General features: G+C 61.6%; 14 protein-coding genes and 1 pseudogene. 13 read left to right on the forward strand and 2 right to left on the reverse strand.

Annotation, left to right across the window (positions count from 1 at the left end; all coding sequences use genetic code 11):
* Nucleotides 1–172: 172 nt before the first annotated feature.
* Complete coding sequence (locus AC07VG_RS29510; RefSeq protein ID WP_495022355.1) at nucleotides 173–1,393, reverse strand: CaiB/BaiF CoA transferase family protein; 1,221 nt, start codon at nucleotides 1,391–1,393, stop codon at nucleotides 173–175.
* A gap of 17 nt (nucleotides 1,394–1,410) precedes the next feature.
* Complete coding sequence (locus tag AC07VG_RS29515; protein ID WP_495004616.1) at nucleotides 1,411–2,592, reverse strand: acyl-CoA dehydrogenase; 1,182 nt, start codon at nucleotides 2,590–2,592, stop codon at nucleotides 1,411–1,413.
* A 157-nt stretch (nucleotides 2,593–2,749) separates the two neighbouring features.
* Here AC07VG_RS29515 and AC07VG_RS29520 point away from each other — a divergent pair, with 157 nt between their 5' ends.
* The 13 genes and pseudogenes from AC07VG_RS29520 to AC07VG_RS29580 all read left to right on the forward strand — a co-directional run bounded on the left by AC07VG_RS29520 (nucleotide 2,750) and on the right by AC07VG_RS29580 (nucleotide 16,163).
* On the forward strand, nucleotides 2,750–3,649 hold the full coding sequence (locus AC07VG_RS29520; RefSeq protein WP_495004617.1) for a LysR family transcriptional regulator: 900 nt from the start codon (nucleotides 2,750–2,752) through the stop codon (nucleotides 3,647–3,649).
* Between the two features lie 438 nt (nucleotides 3,650–4,087).
* Entirely contained in the window at nucleotides 4,088–5,209 is a 1,122-nt protein-coding gene (locus AC07VG_RS29525) for a Re/Si-specific NAD(P)(+) transhydrogenase subunit alpha (RefSeq protein WP_495004618.1), read from the forward strand.
* Nucleotides 5,210–5,224: 15 nt separating this feature from the next.
* Nucleotides 5,225–5,545, forward strand: a complete 321-nt coding sequence (locus tag AC07VG_RS29530) for an NAD(P) transhydrogenase subunit alpha part 2 (protein ID WP_057432530.1) — start codon at nucleotides 5,225–5,227, stop codon at nucleotides 5,543–5,545.
* Nucleotides 5,545–6,981 (forward strand): NAD(P)(+) transhydrogenase (Re/Si-specific) subunit beta, encoded by a 1,437-nt coding sequence (locus tag AC07VG_RS29535; protein WP_495004619.1) that lies wholly within the window; start codon nucleotides 5,545–5,547, stop codon nucleotides 6,979–6,981. Before AC07VG_RS29530 ends, AC07VG_RS29535 begins: the two co-directional genes overlap by 1 nt.
* 182 nt (nucleotides 6,982–7,163) lie before the next feature.
* Nucleotides 7,164–8,657: a succinyl-CoA:acetate CoA-transferase ScpC gene (scpC, locus tag AC07VG_RS29540; RefSeq protein WP_495004620.1), complete on the forward strand. Its 1,494-nt coding sequence runs from the start codon at nucleotides 7,164–7,166 to the stop codon at nucleotides 8,655–8,657.
* A gap of 319 nt (nucleotides 8,658–8,976) precedes the next feature.
* On the forward strand, nucleotides 8,977–9,192 hold the full coding sequence (locus AC07VG_RS29545) for a DUF1127 domain-containing protein (protein WP_100940038.1): 216 nt from the start codon (nucleotides 8,977–8,979) through the stop codon (nucleotides 9,190–9,192).
* A gap of 380 nt (nucleotides 9,193–9,572) precedes the next feature.
* On the forward strand, nucleotides 9,573–9,890 hold the full coding sequence (locus AC07VG_RS29550) for a DUF2388 domain-containing protein (protein WP_103496299.1): 318 nt from the start codon (nucleotides 9,573–9,575) through the stop codon (nucleotides 9,888–9,890).
* 65 nt (nucleotides 9,891–9,955) lie between these two features.
* On the forward strand, nucleotides 9,956–10,249 hold the full coding sequence (locus AC07VG_RS29555) for a DUF2388 domain-containing protein (RefSeq protein ID WP_495004623.1): 294 nt from the start codon (nucleotides 9,956–9,958) through the stop codon (nucleotides 10,247–10,249).
* Nucleotides 10,250–10,275: 26 nt separating this feature from the next.
* On the forward strand, nucleotides 10,276–10,596 hold the full coding sequence (locus AC07VG_RS29560; protein WP_495004624.1) for a DUF2388 domain-containing protein: 321 nt from the start codon (nucleotides 10,276–10,278) through the stop codon (nucleotides 10,594–10,596).
* Nucleotides 10,593–12,560: a DUF7844 domain-containing protein gene (locus tag AC07VG_RS29565; protein WP_495004625.1), complete on the forward strand. Its 1,968-nt coding sequence runs from the start codon at nucleotides 10,593–10,595 to the stop codon at nucleotides 12,558–12,560. Before AC07VG_RS29560 ends, AC07VG_RS29565 begins: the two co-directional genes overlap by 4 nt.
* Nucleotides 12,561–13,043: 483 nt before the next feature.
* Nucleotides 13,044–13,289, forward strand: a pseudogene (locus AC07VG_RS29570) (citrate transporter); the annotation flags it as partial.
* 90 nt (nucleotides 13,290–13,379) lie between these two features.
* Nucleotides 13,380–14,147, forward strand: coding sequence for a TerC family protein (locus AC07VG_RS29575; protein ID WP_495004626.1), 768 nt, complete (start codon nucleotides 13,380–13,382; stop codon nucleotides 14,145–14,147).
* A gap of 357 nt (nucleotides 14,148–14,504) precedes the next feature.
* Nucleotides 14,505–16,163: a Na/Pi cotransporter family protein gene (locus AC07VG_RS29580; RefSeq protein ID WP_495004627.1), complete on the forward strand. Its 1,659-nt coding sequence runs from the start codon at nucleotides 14,505–14,507 to the stop codon at nucleotides 16,161–16,163.
* Nucleotides 16,164–16,187: the final 24 nt, after the last annotated feature.

Here is a 16,187-nt window from a genome sequence, read left to right on the forward strand (position 1 = left end):
AAGGTCCGAGGCTGACCGAGAGCCTGCAGTGCGACTCGGTCCTGTGGGAGCGGAGCTTGCCCGCGAAGCTTTTAGCGGCCTCAAGGACGCCATCGCCGGCACGCCGAGCTCCTACAGGGACGATGCATGCCTCAAGCCTTAAATTACCTCTATATAGAAGAGAGCAGGGTGCCTAAAGGACGCCCGCTTCACGCAATGCCGCAACCGCCTCCGGTGTCAGGCCCAACACCCGCTGCAATACCTCAAGCGTGTGCTCACCCAATAGAGGAGGGGCATTGCGATACTCCACCGGCGTCACAGACAAGCGGATCGGACTCGCCACCTGTGGCACCAGGCCGGCCAGTGGATGCGGCAACTCCACCGCCAGGCCACGGGCCTGCACCTGGGGATCGGCGAACACCTGCGACAGATCGTTGATCGGCCCACACGGCACACCGGCCTGCTCCAACTGCATCACCCACTCAGCCGTGGTCTTGAACACCGTCGCCTGGCGAATCAACGGAATCAGCACCGCCCGGTTGGCCACCCGCAACGTATTGGTCACAAACCGTGGATCGTCCGCCCACTGCGGCTGACCCGCCACCTCGGCAAACTTGCGGAACTGCCCGTCATTGCCCACCGTCAGGATGAAGTCACCATCAGCCGTGGGAAAGTCCTGGTACGGCACGATGTTCGGATGGGCATTGCCCAAACGCTTCGGTGCCACTCCGGTGGTCAGGTAGTTCATGGCCTGGTTCGCCAGGCATGCCACCTGGACATCCAGCAGCGCCATATCGATATGCTGACCGCCGCCGCCCTGATCGCGATGAGCCAGGGCCGCCAGAATGGCCACCGTCGAATACAACCCGGTCAGAATATCGGTCAGGGCCACACCGACCTTCACCGGCCCGGCACCCTCATCACCTTCTGGCCGACCGGTGAGGCTCATCAGCCCACCCAGCCCCTGGATCATGAAGTCATAGCCGGCACGCTTGGCATAGGGCCCGGTCTGACCGAAGCCGGTGATCGAGCAATAGATCAACTTCGGGTTGAGCACCTTGAGCGACGCATAGTCCAACCCATACGCCGCCAACCCACCAACCTTGAAGTTCTCGATCAGGATGTCGGACTTGGCCGCCAGCTCCCGAACCAGACGCTGCCCCTCGGGCCGGGTGAAATCGATGGTCACCGACTGCTTGTTACGGTTGGCCGACAGGTAGTAAGCCGCTTCCGTGGTGTTTTCGCCGTAGGCGTCCTTCAGGAAGGGCGGGCCCCAGGCGCGGGTATCGTCGCCATTGCCCGGCCGTTCGACCTTGATAACCTCCGCCCCAAGGTCGGCGAGGATCTGGCCGGACCAGGGCCCGGCCAGCACTCGCGACAAATCCAGCACTCGCAGATGCGATAGCGCGCCCATAAGCCAAGCTCCTTCTATTAATAGAACGCCTGGAGGCCAGTCTGGGCACGCCCGAGGATCAGCGCATGGACATCGTGGGTACCTTCATAGGTATTCACCACTTCCAGGTTCACCAGGTGACGGGCAATCCCGAACTCATCGGAGATCCCGTTACCGCCGAGCATGTCGCGAGCCATACGGGCGATGTCCAGGGACTTGCCGCAGGAGTTGCGCTTCATGATCGAAGTGATTTCCACCGCCGCCGTACCTTCATCCTTCATCCGCCCCAGACGCAGGCAGCCTTGCAAGGCGAGGGTGATCTCGGTCTGCATATCCGCCAGCTTCTTCTGGATCAGTTGGGTCGCCGCCAATGGCCGGCCGAACTGCTGGCGATCCAGGGTGTACTGGCGAGCGGTGTGCCAGCAGAACTCGGCAGCACCCAACGCCCCCCAGGAAATGCCATAACGCGCGGAGTTGAGGCAGGTGAACGGACCTTTCAAACCACGCACTTCAGGGAAGATGTTCTCTTCAGGGACAAACACGTTGTCCATGACGATCTCGCCGGTGATCGATGCGCGCAGGCCGACCTTGCCGTGAATCGCCGGCGCACTCAGGCCCTTCCAGCCTTTCTCGAGCACGAAGCCACGGATATCACCGGCGTCGTCTTTGGCCCAGACCACGAACACATCGGCGATCGGGCTGTTGGTGATCCACATCTTGCTGCCCGTCAGGCTGTAGCCACCGTCGACCTTGCGGGCACGACAGATCATCGCACCCGGGTCGGAACCATGGTTGGGTTCGGTCAGGCCAAAGCAGCCGATCCATTCGCCAGAGGCCAGCTTCGGCAAGTACTTCTGCTTTTGCGCCTCGGTCCCGAACTCGTTGATCGGCACCATCACCAGGGACGACTGCACGCTCATCATCGAGCGATAACCGGAGTCGACACGCTCGACCTCCCGGGCAATCAGGCCGTAGCTGACATAGTTCAACCCGCTGCCGCCGTACTCCACCGGAATGGTTGCGCCCAACAGGCCGATTTCGCCCATTTCACGGAAGATCGCCGGGTCGGTCTTTTCATGGCGGAAGGCTTCGAGCACCCGTGGCGCCAACTTGTCCTGGGCGAACTGCTCAGCCGTGTCGCGGATCATGCGCTCTTCCTCGGTGAGCTGTTGATCCAGCAGCAGGGGATCGATCCAGTTGAAGCTTGCCTTGGCACCCATGGGTGAGTCCTCGTGAAGTCAGTGAAAGGGTCTGGACTGATCCTAGGCGCCACCCAGCCATCCGGCAAACGAGGATTTCGCATACTGTTGTGCTAATTTCTCACTCCGAAAAGCTTTTAACCGCTATCTAGCACCACCTTTAGTGAGGTTGCCGTACATGCGCCGCAAAATTCCCAGCACCACCGCGCTGATCAGCTTCGAAGCCGCAGCCCGCCACGAGAGCTTTACCAAGGCCGCCCAGGAGCTTTCCCTCACTCAAGGTGCCATTTGCCGACAGATCGCCAGCCTGGAGGAGTTTCTCAGCGTTGAACTGTTCCGACGCTCCCGGCGCGGGGTAAAACTGACCGAAGCGGGGCTTTCCTACAGTCGGCGGGTCGCCACGCAACTGGACGCGGTGGAGCGCGACACGCTATCGGTGATGGGCCAGCAGGGCGCCAACGTCATCGAGCTGGCCGTGGTCCCGACCTTCGGCACCCAATGGCTGCTGCCCAGACTCAAGGACTTCCAGCAGCAGCACCCGGAAGTCACGGTCAACCTGACCAACCGCACCCGGCCGTTTCTTTTCGCCGACACCGACTTCGATGCCGCGATCTACTTCGGCGATGCCGACTGGTCGGGTACCGAGTCTCATCGGCTGATGGGCGAGAACCCCATGCCGGTGTGCAGCCCCAGCCTGCTGGGCAACCAGCGGAACCTCAACGCGGCACAGATCGCCGAACTGCCGCTACTGCAACAGACCACGCGACCCTATGCCTGGCGCCAGTGGTTCAATGCCCAGGAACTGAATGTGCCCCGCGACATGACAGGTCCGCGCTACGAGCTATTCTCCATGCTGGCCCAAGCGGCCATGCACGAGATGGGCATCGCGCTGATTCCACCCTTCCTGATCCAACGGGAGCTGGAAGAGCAGCGCCTGGTGATCGCCAACCCCAATGCGCTGTCCAGCATCAAGGCGTATTACCTGATGATTCCCGAGCGAAAGGTCGAATCGGCGTCCTTGCGCGCTTTCCGTGACTGGCTGGTAAACCAGGCGCAGAGCTACAGCCTGCTGTCTTAAAGACCTCAGGCCATTAGCTGACTCTGTAGTCAATATCACTTAATACCTACAGATATAACAATATGTCGCTTTTTGACAGACTGTACCGATACCAGGAAATTTGGCACTAAAGTGCCTGTTAGCAAGGCTTTCAACCCCTATTTCCGTCCAATACCGACTCATTCACGCCACCGATTCGAATTTTCTTCAATTCCAGCCAGAATCCTTGTTAGCCCCCTGTATTATGGGCTCACGGCGTTTCCATGCGACATTTGGTCACAGCGTGACTTGTAGTTAATTTTACGTCACCTTTCAGAATATCTTGAAGGGTATGGTTTTCACCTGCAAAATGCCGCGCCCCGCCGACAAATCCGGCGGGATCGTGCTGATCGGCCGCTCCAGACGCACCATCCGCAGTGCGCTGGCCTCTTATAAAAAAGATCACGCAGGAGATTTGACGTGCACATTGGTGTTCCTCTCGAAACCCAGACGGGTGAAACGCGGGTTGCTGCAACCCCGGAAACCATCAAGAAGCTGATCGGCCAGGGTCATAAGGTCACTGTGCAAAGCGGCGCCGGCCTTAGCGCCAGTGTTGTCGACAGTGCCTATGAAGCGGCAGGTGCCGCTATCGGCAGCGCCAGCGACGCCTTTGGCACCGAGCTGATCCTCAAGGTGGTGGCGCCCAGCGACAGCGAACTGACGCTGATCAAGCGCGGCACCGTCCTGGTGGGCATGCTCAATCCGTTCAACAACGACACCCTCGCCAAGCTGGCCGAACACGGCATCACCGCCTTCGCCCTGGAGGCCGCGCCACGCACCTCCCGCGCCCAAAGCCTGGATGTGCTGTCGTCCCAGGCCAACATCGCCGGCTACAAGGCGGTGCTGCTGGCGGCCCATCACTACCCGCGCTTCATGCCGATGCTGATGACCGCCGCGGGTACCGTAAAAGCCGCGCGCGTGCTGATCCTCGGGGCCGGTGTAGCCGGTCTGCAGGCCATCGCCACCGCCAAGCGCCTGGGGGCGGTGATCGAAGCCTCGGATGTGCGGCCCGCAGTGAAGGAACAGATCGAATCCCTCGGCGCCAAGTTCGTCGACGTACCCTATGAGACCGACGAGGAGCGCGAATGCGCGGTCGGTGTCGGCGGTTATGCCCGGCCGATGCCCGCCAGCTGGATGCAACGTCAGGCCCTGGCGGTGCACGAGCGCGCCAAGCAGGCCGATATCGTTATCACCACGGCGCTGATTCCGGGTCGCAAGGCACCGGTGCTGCTCAGCGCCGAGACCGTCGCGCAGATGAAGCCCGGCTCGGTGGTCATCGACCTCGCGGCAGCGCAAGGCGGCAACTGCCCGTTGACCGTGGCGGATCAGGTGGTGGTCGAAAATGGCGTGATCATTTGCGGCCCGACCAATCTGGCCGGCGCAGTCGCGGCAGACGCCTCGGCGCTGTATGCGCGCAACCTGCTGGACTTCCTGAAGCTGGTCTTCAACAAGGAAGGCCAATTCGAAGTGAACCTAGAAGACGACATCGTCGCCGCGTGCCTGATGTGCCGCGACGGCCAAGTCCTCCGCAAAAACGCCTAAGCAGGGATTCAGACGATGGAAGAGCTTATCTCCCCCGGTATCTACAACCTGATCATCTTCGTGCTGGCGATCTATGTCGGTTACCACGTGGTCTGGAACGTGACGCCTGCACTGCACACGCCCTTGATGGCGGTGACCAACGCGATCTCGGCAATCGTTATCGTCGGCGCCATGCTGGCCGCCGCGCTGACCGTGACCCCACTGGGCAAGACCATGGGCACCCTCGCGGTGGCCCTGGCCGCCGTGAACGTGTTCGGTGGCTTCCTGGTGACCCGCCGCATGCTTGAGATGTTCAAGAAGAAAGCGCCCAAGGCTGTGAAAGAGGTGCAGAAGTAATGAGCATGAATCTGGTCACGACGCTCTACCTGATCGCGTCGATCTGCTTTATCCAGGCCCTCAAGGGCTTGTCGCACCCGACCACCTCGCGGCGCGGCAATCTGTTCGGCATGCTCGGCATGGCCCTGGCGATCCTCACCACCATCGGCCTCATCTATAAGCTGGGCGCGGAACTGGCCACCGCCGGCATCGGCTACGTCATCGTCGGCCTGCTGATCGGTGGCACCGCCGGTTCGATCATGGCCAAACGGGTCGAGATGACCAAGATGCCGGAGTTGGTTGCCTTCATGCACAGCATGATCGGCCTCGCTGCGGTGTTTATCGCCATTGCGGCGGTGGTCGAGCCGCAATCCCTGGGCATCGTCAAACAGCTGGGGGATTCGATTCCGCCGGGCAATCGCCTGGAGCTGTTCCTCGGCGCCGCAATCGGTGCGATTACCTTCTCCGGTTCGGTGATCGCCTTCGGCAAGCTCTCGGGCAAGTACAAGTTCCGCCTGTTCCAGGGCGCACCCGTACAGTTTGCCGGGCAGCATAAACTGAACCTGCTGCTGGGCCTGGCCACCCTGGGTCTCGGCCTGACCTTTATGCTCACCGGCAACCTCAACGCCTTCGCCCTGATGCTGGCCCTGGCTTTCGTGATGGGTGTACTGATCATCATCCCGATCGGCGGCGCCGACATGCCGGTGGTAGTGTCGATGCTCAATAGCTACTCGGGCTGGGCGGCGGCGGGGATCGGCTTCTCGCTGAACAACTCGATGCTGATCATCGCCGGCTCGCTGGTGGGCTCAAGCGGTGCGATCCTCTCGTACATCATGTGCAAGGCAATGAACCGCTCGTTCTTCAACGTGCTGCTCGGCGGCTTCGGCAACACGGCTGACGCAGCTGGCCCGGCCGGTTCGAAGGAAGCCCGGCCGGTGAAATCCGGTTCGGCGGATGACGCCACCTTCCTGCTGACCAACGCCGACACCGTGATCATCGTCCCCGGCTACGGCCTGGCGGTGGCCCGGGCGCAGCACGCGCTGAAGGAACTGACCGAGAAGCTGACCCACCGTGGCGTGACCGTGAAGTACGCGATCCACCCGGTGGCCGGCCGCATGCCCGGGCACATGAACGTCTTGCTGGCCGAGGCTGAAGTGCCTTACGACCAGGTGTTCGAGATGGAAGACATCAACTCCGAGTTCGGCCAGGCCGACGTGGTGCTGGTGCTGGGCGCCAACGACGTGGTCAACCCGGCGGCGAAGAACGATCCAAAGTCGCCGATTGCCGGCATGCCGATTCTCGAGGCTTTCAAGGCCAAGACCATCATCGTCAACAAGCGCTCCATGGCCAGCGGCTATGCCGGTCTGGACAACGAGCTGTTCTACCTCGACAAGACCATGATGGTCTTCGGCGACGCGAAGAAAGTCATTGAGGACATGGTCAAGGCTGTCGAGTAGAAGCTTGCGTTAACGCAATATCGAGAACCCCAACCCTTGCTAGGTTGGGGTTTTTCTTTGCTCGCGAAAAAACCGACCAAAGGCCCCGGATCGTTGGCCGGCATTCGACCTTTGTCGTGCGGCGAAACTTTTTCAAACCTCTAGACTGCGCATCTTGCTTTCGTTGCCTGAGATAACACGCTATGTATCGTGATCGTATTCGCTTGCCTTCGTTGTTGGACAAGGTCATGGGCGCAGCCGAGGCTGCCGCTCTGATTCAGGACGGCATGACCGTCGGCATGAGCGGCTTCACCCGCGCCGGTGAAGCCAAGGCCGTGCCCCATGCACTGGCCGAGCGCGCCAAGACGTCGCCGCTGAAAATCACCCTGATGACCGGCGCCAGCCTGGGCAACGACCTCGACAAACAGCTCACCGAAGCCGGCGTGCTGTCGCGGCGCATGCCGTTCCAGGTCGACAGCACCCTGCGCAAGGCGATCAACGCCGGCGAGGTGATGTTTATCGACCAGCACTTGTCGGAAACCGTCGAGCAATTGCGTAACAAGCAGCTCAAGCTGCCGGACCTGGCGGTGATCGAAGCCGTGGCGATCACCGAAGAAGGGCATATCGTGCCGACCACCTCGGTGGGCAACTCGGCCAGCTTCGCGATTTTCGCCAAGCAGGTGATCGTCGAGATCAACCTGGCGCACAATCCGAACCTGGAAGGCCTGCACGACATCTATATCCCCAGCTATCGGCCAACCCGCACGCCAATTCCGCTGGTGAAGGTCGACGATCGCATCGGCAGCACCGCGATCCCGATCGACCCGGCCAAGATCGTCGCCATCGTCATCACCAACCAGTCCGACTCGCCGTCCACCGTGACCCCACCGGACAGCGACACCCAGGCCATCGCCAACCACTTGATTGACTTCCTCAAGGAAGAAGTGACCGACGGGCGCATGACCAACAAGCTCGGCCCGCTGCAGGCCGGTATCGGCAACATTGCCAACGCGGTGATGTGCGGCCTGATCGACTCGCCGTTCGAAGACCTGACCATGTACTCCGAAGTGCTGCAGGACTCGACCTTCGACCTGATCGATGCCGGCAAGCTGTCCTTCGCCTCCGGCAGCTCGATCACCTTGTCGAGCCGACGTAACAGCGATGTGTTCGGCAATCTGGAGCGCTACAAAGAGAAGCTGGTACTGCGTCCGCAGGAAATTTCCAACCACCCGGAAGTGGTGCGGCGCCTGGGCATCATCGCCATCAACACCGCCCTGGAGTTCGACCTGTACGGCAACGTCAACTCCACCCACATCTGCGGCACACGGATGATGAACGGCATCGGCGGCTCCGGCGACTTCGCCCGCAACGCGCACCTGGCGATCTTCGTCACCAAGTCCATCGCCAAGGGCGGGGCGATTTCCAGCGTGGTGCCTATGGTCAGCCACGTCGACCACACCGAGCATGACGTGGATATCCTCGTCACCGAAATCGGCTTGGCCGACCTACGGGGCCTGGCACCACGGGAACGGGCGAGGGCGGTGATCGACAACTGCGTGCACCCGGACTACCGCGAAGCCCTGAACAGTTACTTCGAACGCGCCTGTGCCCTGGGCGGTCATACCCCGCACATCCTGCGCGAAGCACTGAGTTGGCACATCAACCTGGACGAAACCGGGAAGATGCTGCCGAGCTGATTGATACAGTTCGCCGCTGACGTAAACACAGTTTCGTCAGCGGCCCTGGATTCCTCGGCAATCTGATAAAAACTGTACTGCTGTACCGGTCATTTCTCACCTCGAATCACCTCGAATCTCCCCACCACAGACAAAAATGCACCATTTAAAGGCAGACAGGTACAGTTGCCTCAATTTCGAGCAGTACAGCACCCTTAAACAGTTAACTGAGCCCTCACAATACAGATGAACTGTATCTACAGAGACTAGGCAAAGAGGAGGATCATTGGCATCAGTTAAACCACTACCTAATCCCGCCACAAGCGGAAGGATGCTAATCATGGAACGTACACTCAGTTCCGACATGTTCTACGAAAACACCGCTACTGACGCTCAAGCTTCGATGCCTCTGCGCGTTCTCGCCAACCTGATGTTGTGGCAGCGCCGCATTGCCAGCCGCCATCAACTGGCTCGCCTGGATTCGCGTCTGCTGGCCGATGCCGGGATCAGCGAAGCACAGCGTTACGAAGAGTTGAGCAAGCCGTTCTGGCGCTAAGCAGCGCTCGCTGGCCCTGACCCACCGGGTCCACCGCCAGCACCCGAATTGAAAAAACAGAGCCCGTCGCGGGAAACCGCGACGGGCTTTGTCGTTTTCGGCGAGAGGATTTCGAGACCAGGTGTGCGACATCGCCAGATAGGTACAGTTTTATATTTTTACAATAAAGCCAGTACACTTTTGCCCGAACCACTCGCAAGCCTCTAAACCGCGGATCAGCCGACGAAACTCGCTTTCGGCGGCTCGGGAACTCTGCCTAATATCGTGGTCATAGGTAGCCTGCGGCGCGGAATGTGCGTCTGAGGTTCATCGTTCATTGTGTTCGAGTGGCGGTCCTTGTCCGCTGCCACTGTTCCTTTTCATGCCCCTGGAGATTCATCATGTCCCGCCTTCGCCTGCTCAGTGCCGCCGCCCTGTTGACCCTGGCCAGCGCCGCCCACGCCAGCAGCTTCATCGTCACCACCGATTCGCTGGTCGGCGCCCTCAAGGCCACCTCCGACGCCTCGTCCGATGCCACCTCGTCATTGCGCGACAACAAGATCGTGCGCGCCGCCCAGGATGACGCCGCCAGCTTCGTCGCCAGCAATGGTCAGATCCGCAGCGTGAAACTGGAAAGCGCCTTCGACACCATCCGCCGCCAAGCCCCACAGTTGCAGGCCAGCGACGCGCAGTTGGCCCAGGCGATCCTGGCCATCTGAAACCCTGGCGCATGGGTCGTGGATTCCGCTAGCCTTGGCGCTCGCTCAATAAGACACCGAGACCCATGCGTTCACTCACCTTATTGCTCATAGCGCTGGCCTGGATCAACCAGGCCCAGGCCTTCGACCTGACCACCCAGACCCTGGTCGGCAGCGGTTATGTCACCAGCCAAGTGACCAGCGCGCCCTTCGACCGTAAACTGATACTGGCCGCGCGGGATGACGCTGCCGCTTTCGTCGCCACTAATGGCCGACTGCGCGGCGCGCAACTGGAGTCGGCCCTGGCCTACCTGCGCCAAACCCAGCCAAAACTTCATGCCGGCGACCTTGAACTGGCCCAGGCAATTCTCGTCCAATAGTCACTTTGCATTTCCGGAGACCTTCCATGCGTAACCCCCTGATCGCCGCCGCCCTCGGCCTGCTGTTGCTGAGCGACATGGCTGCGGCGCACACCCTGGTGGCTACCAGCAATATGCTCGTACGCGCTACGGGCCGCACTCTCGACTTCACCTCGGACACCACCACCTCGATCCGCGACTCGAAAGTAGTCCGTGAAGCCCACGACGACGCCGCCAGTTTCGTCGCCAGCCAGGGCGATATCCGCGGCGCGCACCTGGAAGCCGCCTTTGCTGCCCTGCGTACCGAAGTGCCAGGCGCCCGTGACGCCAGCGATCAAGACCTCGCCGAAGCCATTCTCGCCCTGTGAAGCCACTTCTCGGCGGACTGCTGGTCTGCGTCCTGTTGCTGTTCGGCAACGCGGCCCAGGCCAGCCTGCAATTGCAGCTCAAGAGCGAAGGCCTGAGCCCGGCCGAACAACAGGCCAGCCAGGTACTGATCGATGAAGCCATGGCCCATCTGCCGCCGCGCTTTATCGAGCAACTGGACCGCCGCATCGATGTCGTCTGGTCGACCCAGATGCCGGACAACGCCTATGGCGAAGCCTCGCTGGTCTCCGAAGTGGACCTCAATCGCGCGCTGCTGCCCGGCCTGGTGGACGGGTCCGCCGCGACAAAAAAAACCAACCGCCCCCACGGCACCGTGCGCGAGGAGATGCTCGCCACCGTCCTCCACGAACTGACCCATATTTATGACCGCGCCCGTCTGTGGCCCGACGCCGAGCGGATGCTGATCCAGCGTTGCACCCGGCGCGACAGCAATACCGGCCTGGTCGGCCTGCCCGATCAATGCCGGGGCCAGACCGGTCGGCGCTTCACCCTCAGCGACGACCCGCGCCTGCTCGACCTCGCTGGCTGGCAACAATCGGTCGGCAGCCGTGGCCAACGGGAGCAGCGTAACGGCCAGGTCGTGCGCAGCCCGGATATCTACGAGACCACCAATCCCAAGGAGTTCGTCGCGGTCAACATGGAGTACTTCCTCCTCGACCCGGCGTACGCCTGTCGCCGCCCGGCGCTGTATCGCTACTACCAGGAACGCTTCGGCTGGGCGCCAGCGGCCAAGGACAGCTGTGACCAGGCCTTCCCGTTCCTCAACGCCGGCAATGACTTCGGCAAGACGCCCCTGGGCAAGATCGACCCCGAGCGCGTCTACGAAGTCGACTACCTGCTGGCCGAAGCCAACCAGAACTGGGTCAGCCGTTGGGGCCACAGCATGCTGCGCCTGGTGATCTGCGCCCCCGGTCGGCCACGGGGGCCGGATTGCCGGCTGGACCTCGACCAGCATCTGGTGCTGTCCTATCGTGCCTTCGTCAACGACGTCCAGCTCTCGACCTGGGGTGGGCTGACCGGGGCCTATCCGTCGCGACTGTTCGTCTTGCCGCTGTCCCAGGTGATCGACGAATACACCAAGACCGAATTGCGCAGCCTGGCCTCGGTGCCGCTGAAGCTGTCGCGCAAGGAAATCGAGGAAGTGGTCGAGCACGCCGCTGAAATGCACTGGAGCTATGACGGCAACTACTACTTCATCAGCAACAACTGCGCAGTGGAGACCTTGAAGCTGTTGCGCAGCGGCAGCGACAACGCCCAGCTCAAGGGTCTGGACAGCATTGTCCCCAATGGTTTGCTGGAAGTACTCAAAGGTCGTGGCCTGGCCGATACCCGCGTGCTCGACGACCCCCGTGAAGCCTTGCGCCTGGGTTACCGCTTCGACTCCTACCGTGATCGCTACCAGGCCATGTTCGAGGTCCTGAGGAAACAGTTGCCGATCAAGCAGGAAACCGTCGAGGACTGGTTGTCGCAACCCGCCGAGGCCCGTCGTCCGTGGTTTGCCCAGGCCAACCTGCGCGCCAGTGCGGCCATGCTGTTGTTGGAGCAGGCGAGCTTTCGTCGACAGTTGCTGCTGGCCCAGGACGAGGTGAAACAGAAGTACCTCGGTGCCCGCGACATCAAGCTCAAGGACAACGAAATGGATAAGGCCAACCGCACCTTGCAGGAGATTCTTGCCAACAGCGGCTACCTCAGTCGTCCGGCGGAATTGCTCGGCAGCGGTGGCTATGGCTTGCCGCAACCCTCCGAATGGAAGCGCCTGGAAGCCGAAAGCAGCCAGCGCCAGCAGCAATTGCAGCGCCTGACCGGCGACCTCGACAAGGAAATCCGCAAGCTGCTGGACCCGGCCCGAGAAGCGCAGATCGAGGCCAGCGAAGCCAACCTGAAGATGGTCGGCGAACACCTGCGAGCGCTGCACAAGGCGGCGGGTGGGTTGGAGCTGCCTTAGCCGCCCCCCTCGCGTCGACGCCGCTTCCAGCAATCTATCTCCGTCAAAGCGCCCGGCTGAAAGCTTGCCCCTTTAGCATCACCTCACCGCCGGCACCAGACCGGTCGGCCGTGGCGCGTCCTGAAGACGCTCGACGGCCATTTCACAACAATAAGATGGTGATACCGATATTCGCTACGACCCGCCTGTTCGCTGCAACTCCGTTCGTTCCTTTCGCGCCGCCCGCCCAGCACTGAGCCCAGTCGCTTCGCCTTACCCCAGCCGCGTTACGCCCGGAGTATCCCCATGCTGACTTTCCTTGGCTTTGCCATGGTCATTACCTTCATGTACCTGATCATGACCAAGCGCCTGTCCGCGCCGATCGCCCTGATCATCGTACCCATTGTCTTCGCCCTGTTCGGCGGCTTTGCCGCAGGGATCGGCAAGATGATGATCGACGGCATCACCAAGCTCGCGCCCACCGGCGTGATGCTGATGTTTGCCATCCTGTATGAAGCCGCCAGCCACTACGGCATCAGCGCCGTGGAAATGACCCGTGCCTCGATCGTCGGCCAGCCCGTCCACTTGTTGAGCCCACTGGTGCCCTCGACCTACCTGCTGGTGGCTCTGGCCGGTATCGAGTTCGGCGATCACCAACGCTTCACCCTCAAGTGGGCGGTGTTGGTGTGCCTGTGCATACTGTTGGCCGCCTTGTTGCTCGGGACCTTTCCGTTGTTCAGTAGTCTATAAGGCAATGATTCACTGTCGTATCGGCGCGCGGCCTTCAGAACCTGGAGCCTGGCGCCGATACGGCTCAAACACTCGTTCAAAGGAATAGATATGGATTGGCTGACCAACCCGGAACTCTGGGTGGCCTTTTTCACCCTGACCGCCCTGGAGATTGTCCTGGGCATCGACAACATCATCATGATCTCGATCCTGGTCAGCCGCATGCCCCGGCACATGCAGCAACGCACGCGGATTTTCGGCCTGGCCCTGGCGATGATCACGCGGATCCTCCTGCTGCTGTCGATCACCTGGGTCATGCGCCTGACCGACGACCTGTTCGTGGTCTTCGACCAGGGTATCTCCGGGCGTGACCTGATCCTGTTCTTCGGTGGCCTGTTCCTGCTGTGGAAAAGCTCCCAGGAGATCTACCACGGCATGGAAGGCGCGGAAGAGGCGGGCGACGGGCCGAAAGGCAAGGGCGGCAACTTTCTCTACACCATCATCCAGATCGCCATTATCGACATCGTGTTCTCCCTCGACTCGGTGATTACCGCCGTGGGCATGGTCTCTCATGTACCGGTGATGATCGCCGCGATCGTCGTCGCGGTGCTGGTGATGATGCTGGCCTCGAAGACCATCGGCGACTTTATCGACAAGCACCCGTCGCTGAAGATGCTCGCGCTGTCGTTCCTGATCGTGGTCGGCACCGTGCTGATCGCCGAAGCCTTCGATGTGCACGTGCCCAAGGGCTACGTCTACTTCGCCATGGCGTTCTCCCTGGCGGTGGAAGCGATCAACATCAAGATGCGCGCGGCGATGCAGAAAAAGAAGCAAGAACACGAAGCCGGGGAACGGCAAAAGGATGTGGCGGGTCAATAACCCAGAGCACACCGCCCGACCCCGGACTATGGGCCTAACGATATTGCGCGGTAAAACACCGTCCCGTAGGAGCCGGCTTGCTGGCGATGGCGGCCGATCGGGCGATACAAGGCTTACGGGCCTCATCGCCAGCAAGCCGGCTCCTACAAAGACCGCGTCGACCCTGGTTACACCTCAACCCCGCACACCCCGCCAGCAGCGTGAAAAATATGACATTTTTGTTTCAAGCCCGGCGCCGAGCATGCGATGCTGGCGTTCGGCCAAATAGCCAACTACAGCTTAAGGACAAGTCGTAGATAAGGCACACGCCAATCCAAACTTGCCCCATGGGGCACCGGTCATCCCAGGGGGCCCTTCATGCTGACCCTGCTCAATCTGCTTTCCGCCGTGACCTTGCTGATCTGGGGCACGCACATCGTCCGTACCGGCATCCTGCGGGTCTACGGCTCGCACCTGCGCCACGTCATCGGTCGCAACATGTCCAGGCGCCCACTGGCGTTTCTCGCCGGGATCCTGGTCACCGCCATGGTCCAGAGCAGCAACGCCACCGCCATGCTGGTGACCTCCTTCGTCGGCCAGGGCCTGATGGCGCTGACTCCGGCCCTGGCCATCATGCTCGGCGCCGACGTCGGTACCGCGCTGATGGCCCGGGTCCTGACCTTCGACCTGTCCTGGCTGTCACCACTGCTGATCTTCCTCGGGGTGATCTTCTTCCTCTCGCGCAAGCAGACCCGTGCCGGCCAGCTCGGCCGCGTCGGCATCGGCCTGGGGCTGATCATCCTCGCCCTGCAACTGATCGTCGAAGCCGCCGCACCCATCACCCACGCTCAGGGGGTGAAGGTAATGTTCGCCTCCCTGACCGGCGATATCCTCCTCGATGCGCTGGTCGGCGCGCTGTTCGCCATGGTCTCCTACTCCAGCCTGGCCGCCGTGCTGCTCACCGCGACCCTGGCCGGCGCCAACGTGATCGGCCTGCCGGTGGCCATCGGCCTGGTGATCGGCGCGAACATCGGCAGCGGCGTGCTGGCCTTCCTTGGCACCAGCATGCAGAACGCCGCAGGCCGTCAGGTGGCACTCGGCAGCCTGCTGTACAAGCTGATCGGCCTGCTGCTGATCATCCCGGCGCTGAGTCCGCTGGCGCACTGGCTCAACCACCTCGACTTCAGACCCCAGGAAATTGTCATCGGCTTCCACCTGCTCTACAACACGGCGCGCTGCCTGGTGCTGCTGCCCAGCGTCGGCCCGATGGCGCGGCTCTGTGCCTGGCTGCTACCGGAACGCCCCGAAATCAACGGCAAGGCCAAGCCCCGCCACCTCGACCCCGCCGCCCTCGCCACCCCGAGTCTGGCCCTGTCCAATGCCGTGCGGGAAACCCTGCGCATCGGCGACCTGGTCGACAGCATGCTCGACGCCATGCTCAATGTGCTCAACGGCAAGCAGACCGCTGTCGCCATCGAGATACGCCGTCTATGTGAAGACGTCGAGGTGCTCTGTAGCGCGATCAAACTCTACCTGGCGCAGATGCCCCGGGAAGACCTCGGCGACCAAGACAGCCGGCGCTGGGCGGAAATCATCGAACTGGCGATCAACCTGAAGCTGGCCGCCGACCTGATCGAACAGATGCTGCGCAAGGTGCAACGGCAGAAGACCTCGCAGCGCCGCGGATTTTCCGAGGACGGCCTGGAGGAACTGACCGGGCTACACCGGCAACTGATCGACAACCTGCGCCTGGGCCTCACGGTGTTTCTTGGTGCCGATCCCCACAACGCCCGGCAACTGCTGCGGGAAAAACGTCGCTTCCGTGCCCAGGAACGGCGCCTGGCCCACGCTCACGTCAGCCGCTTGCAGCGTGGGGTCGTGCAAAGCCTGGAAACCAGCTCGCTGCACCTGGAGCTGATTGCCGACATGAAACGCCTGAATTCGCTATTCTGCGGCAGCGCCTATGCGGTGCTGGAAACCGCCGAGACTGGTGCCCTGGCCCTGGAAGATCTCGACGACATCAGCCAATCGTCTTGAACGTCCTGGGTTCGAGCGTTGTCT

Source organism: Pseudomonas sp. GW821-FHT03C07, assembly GCF_059420925.1.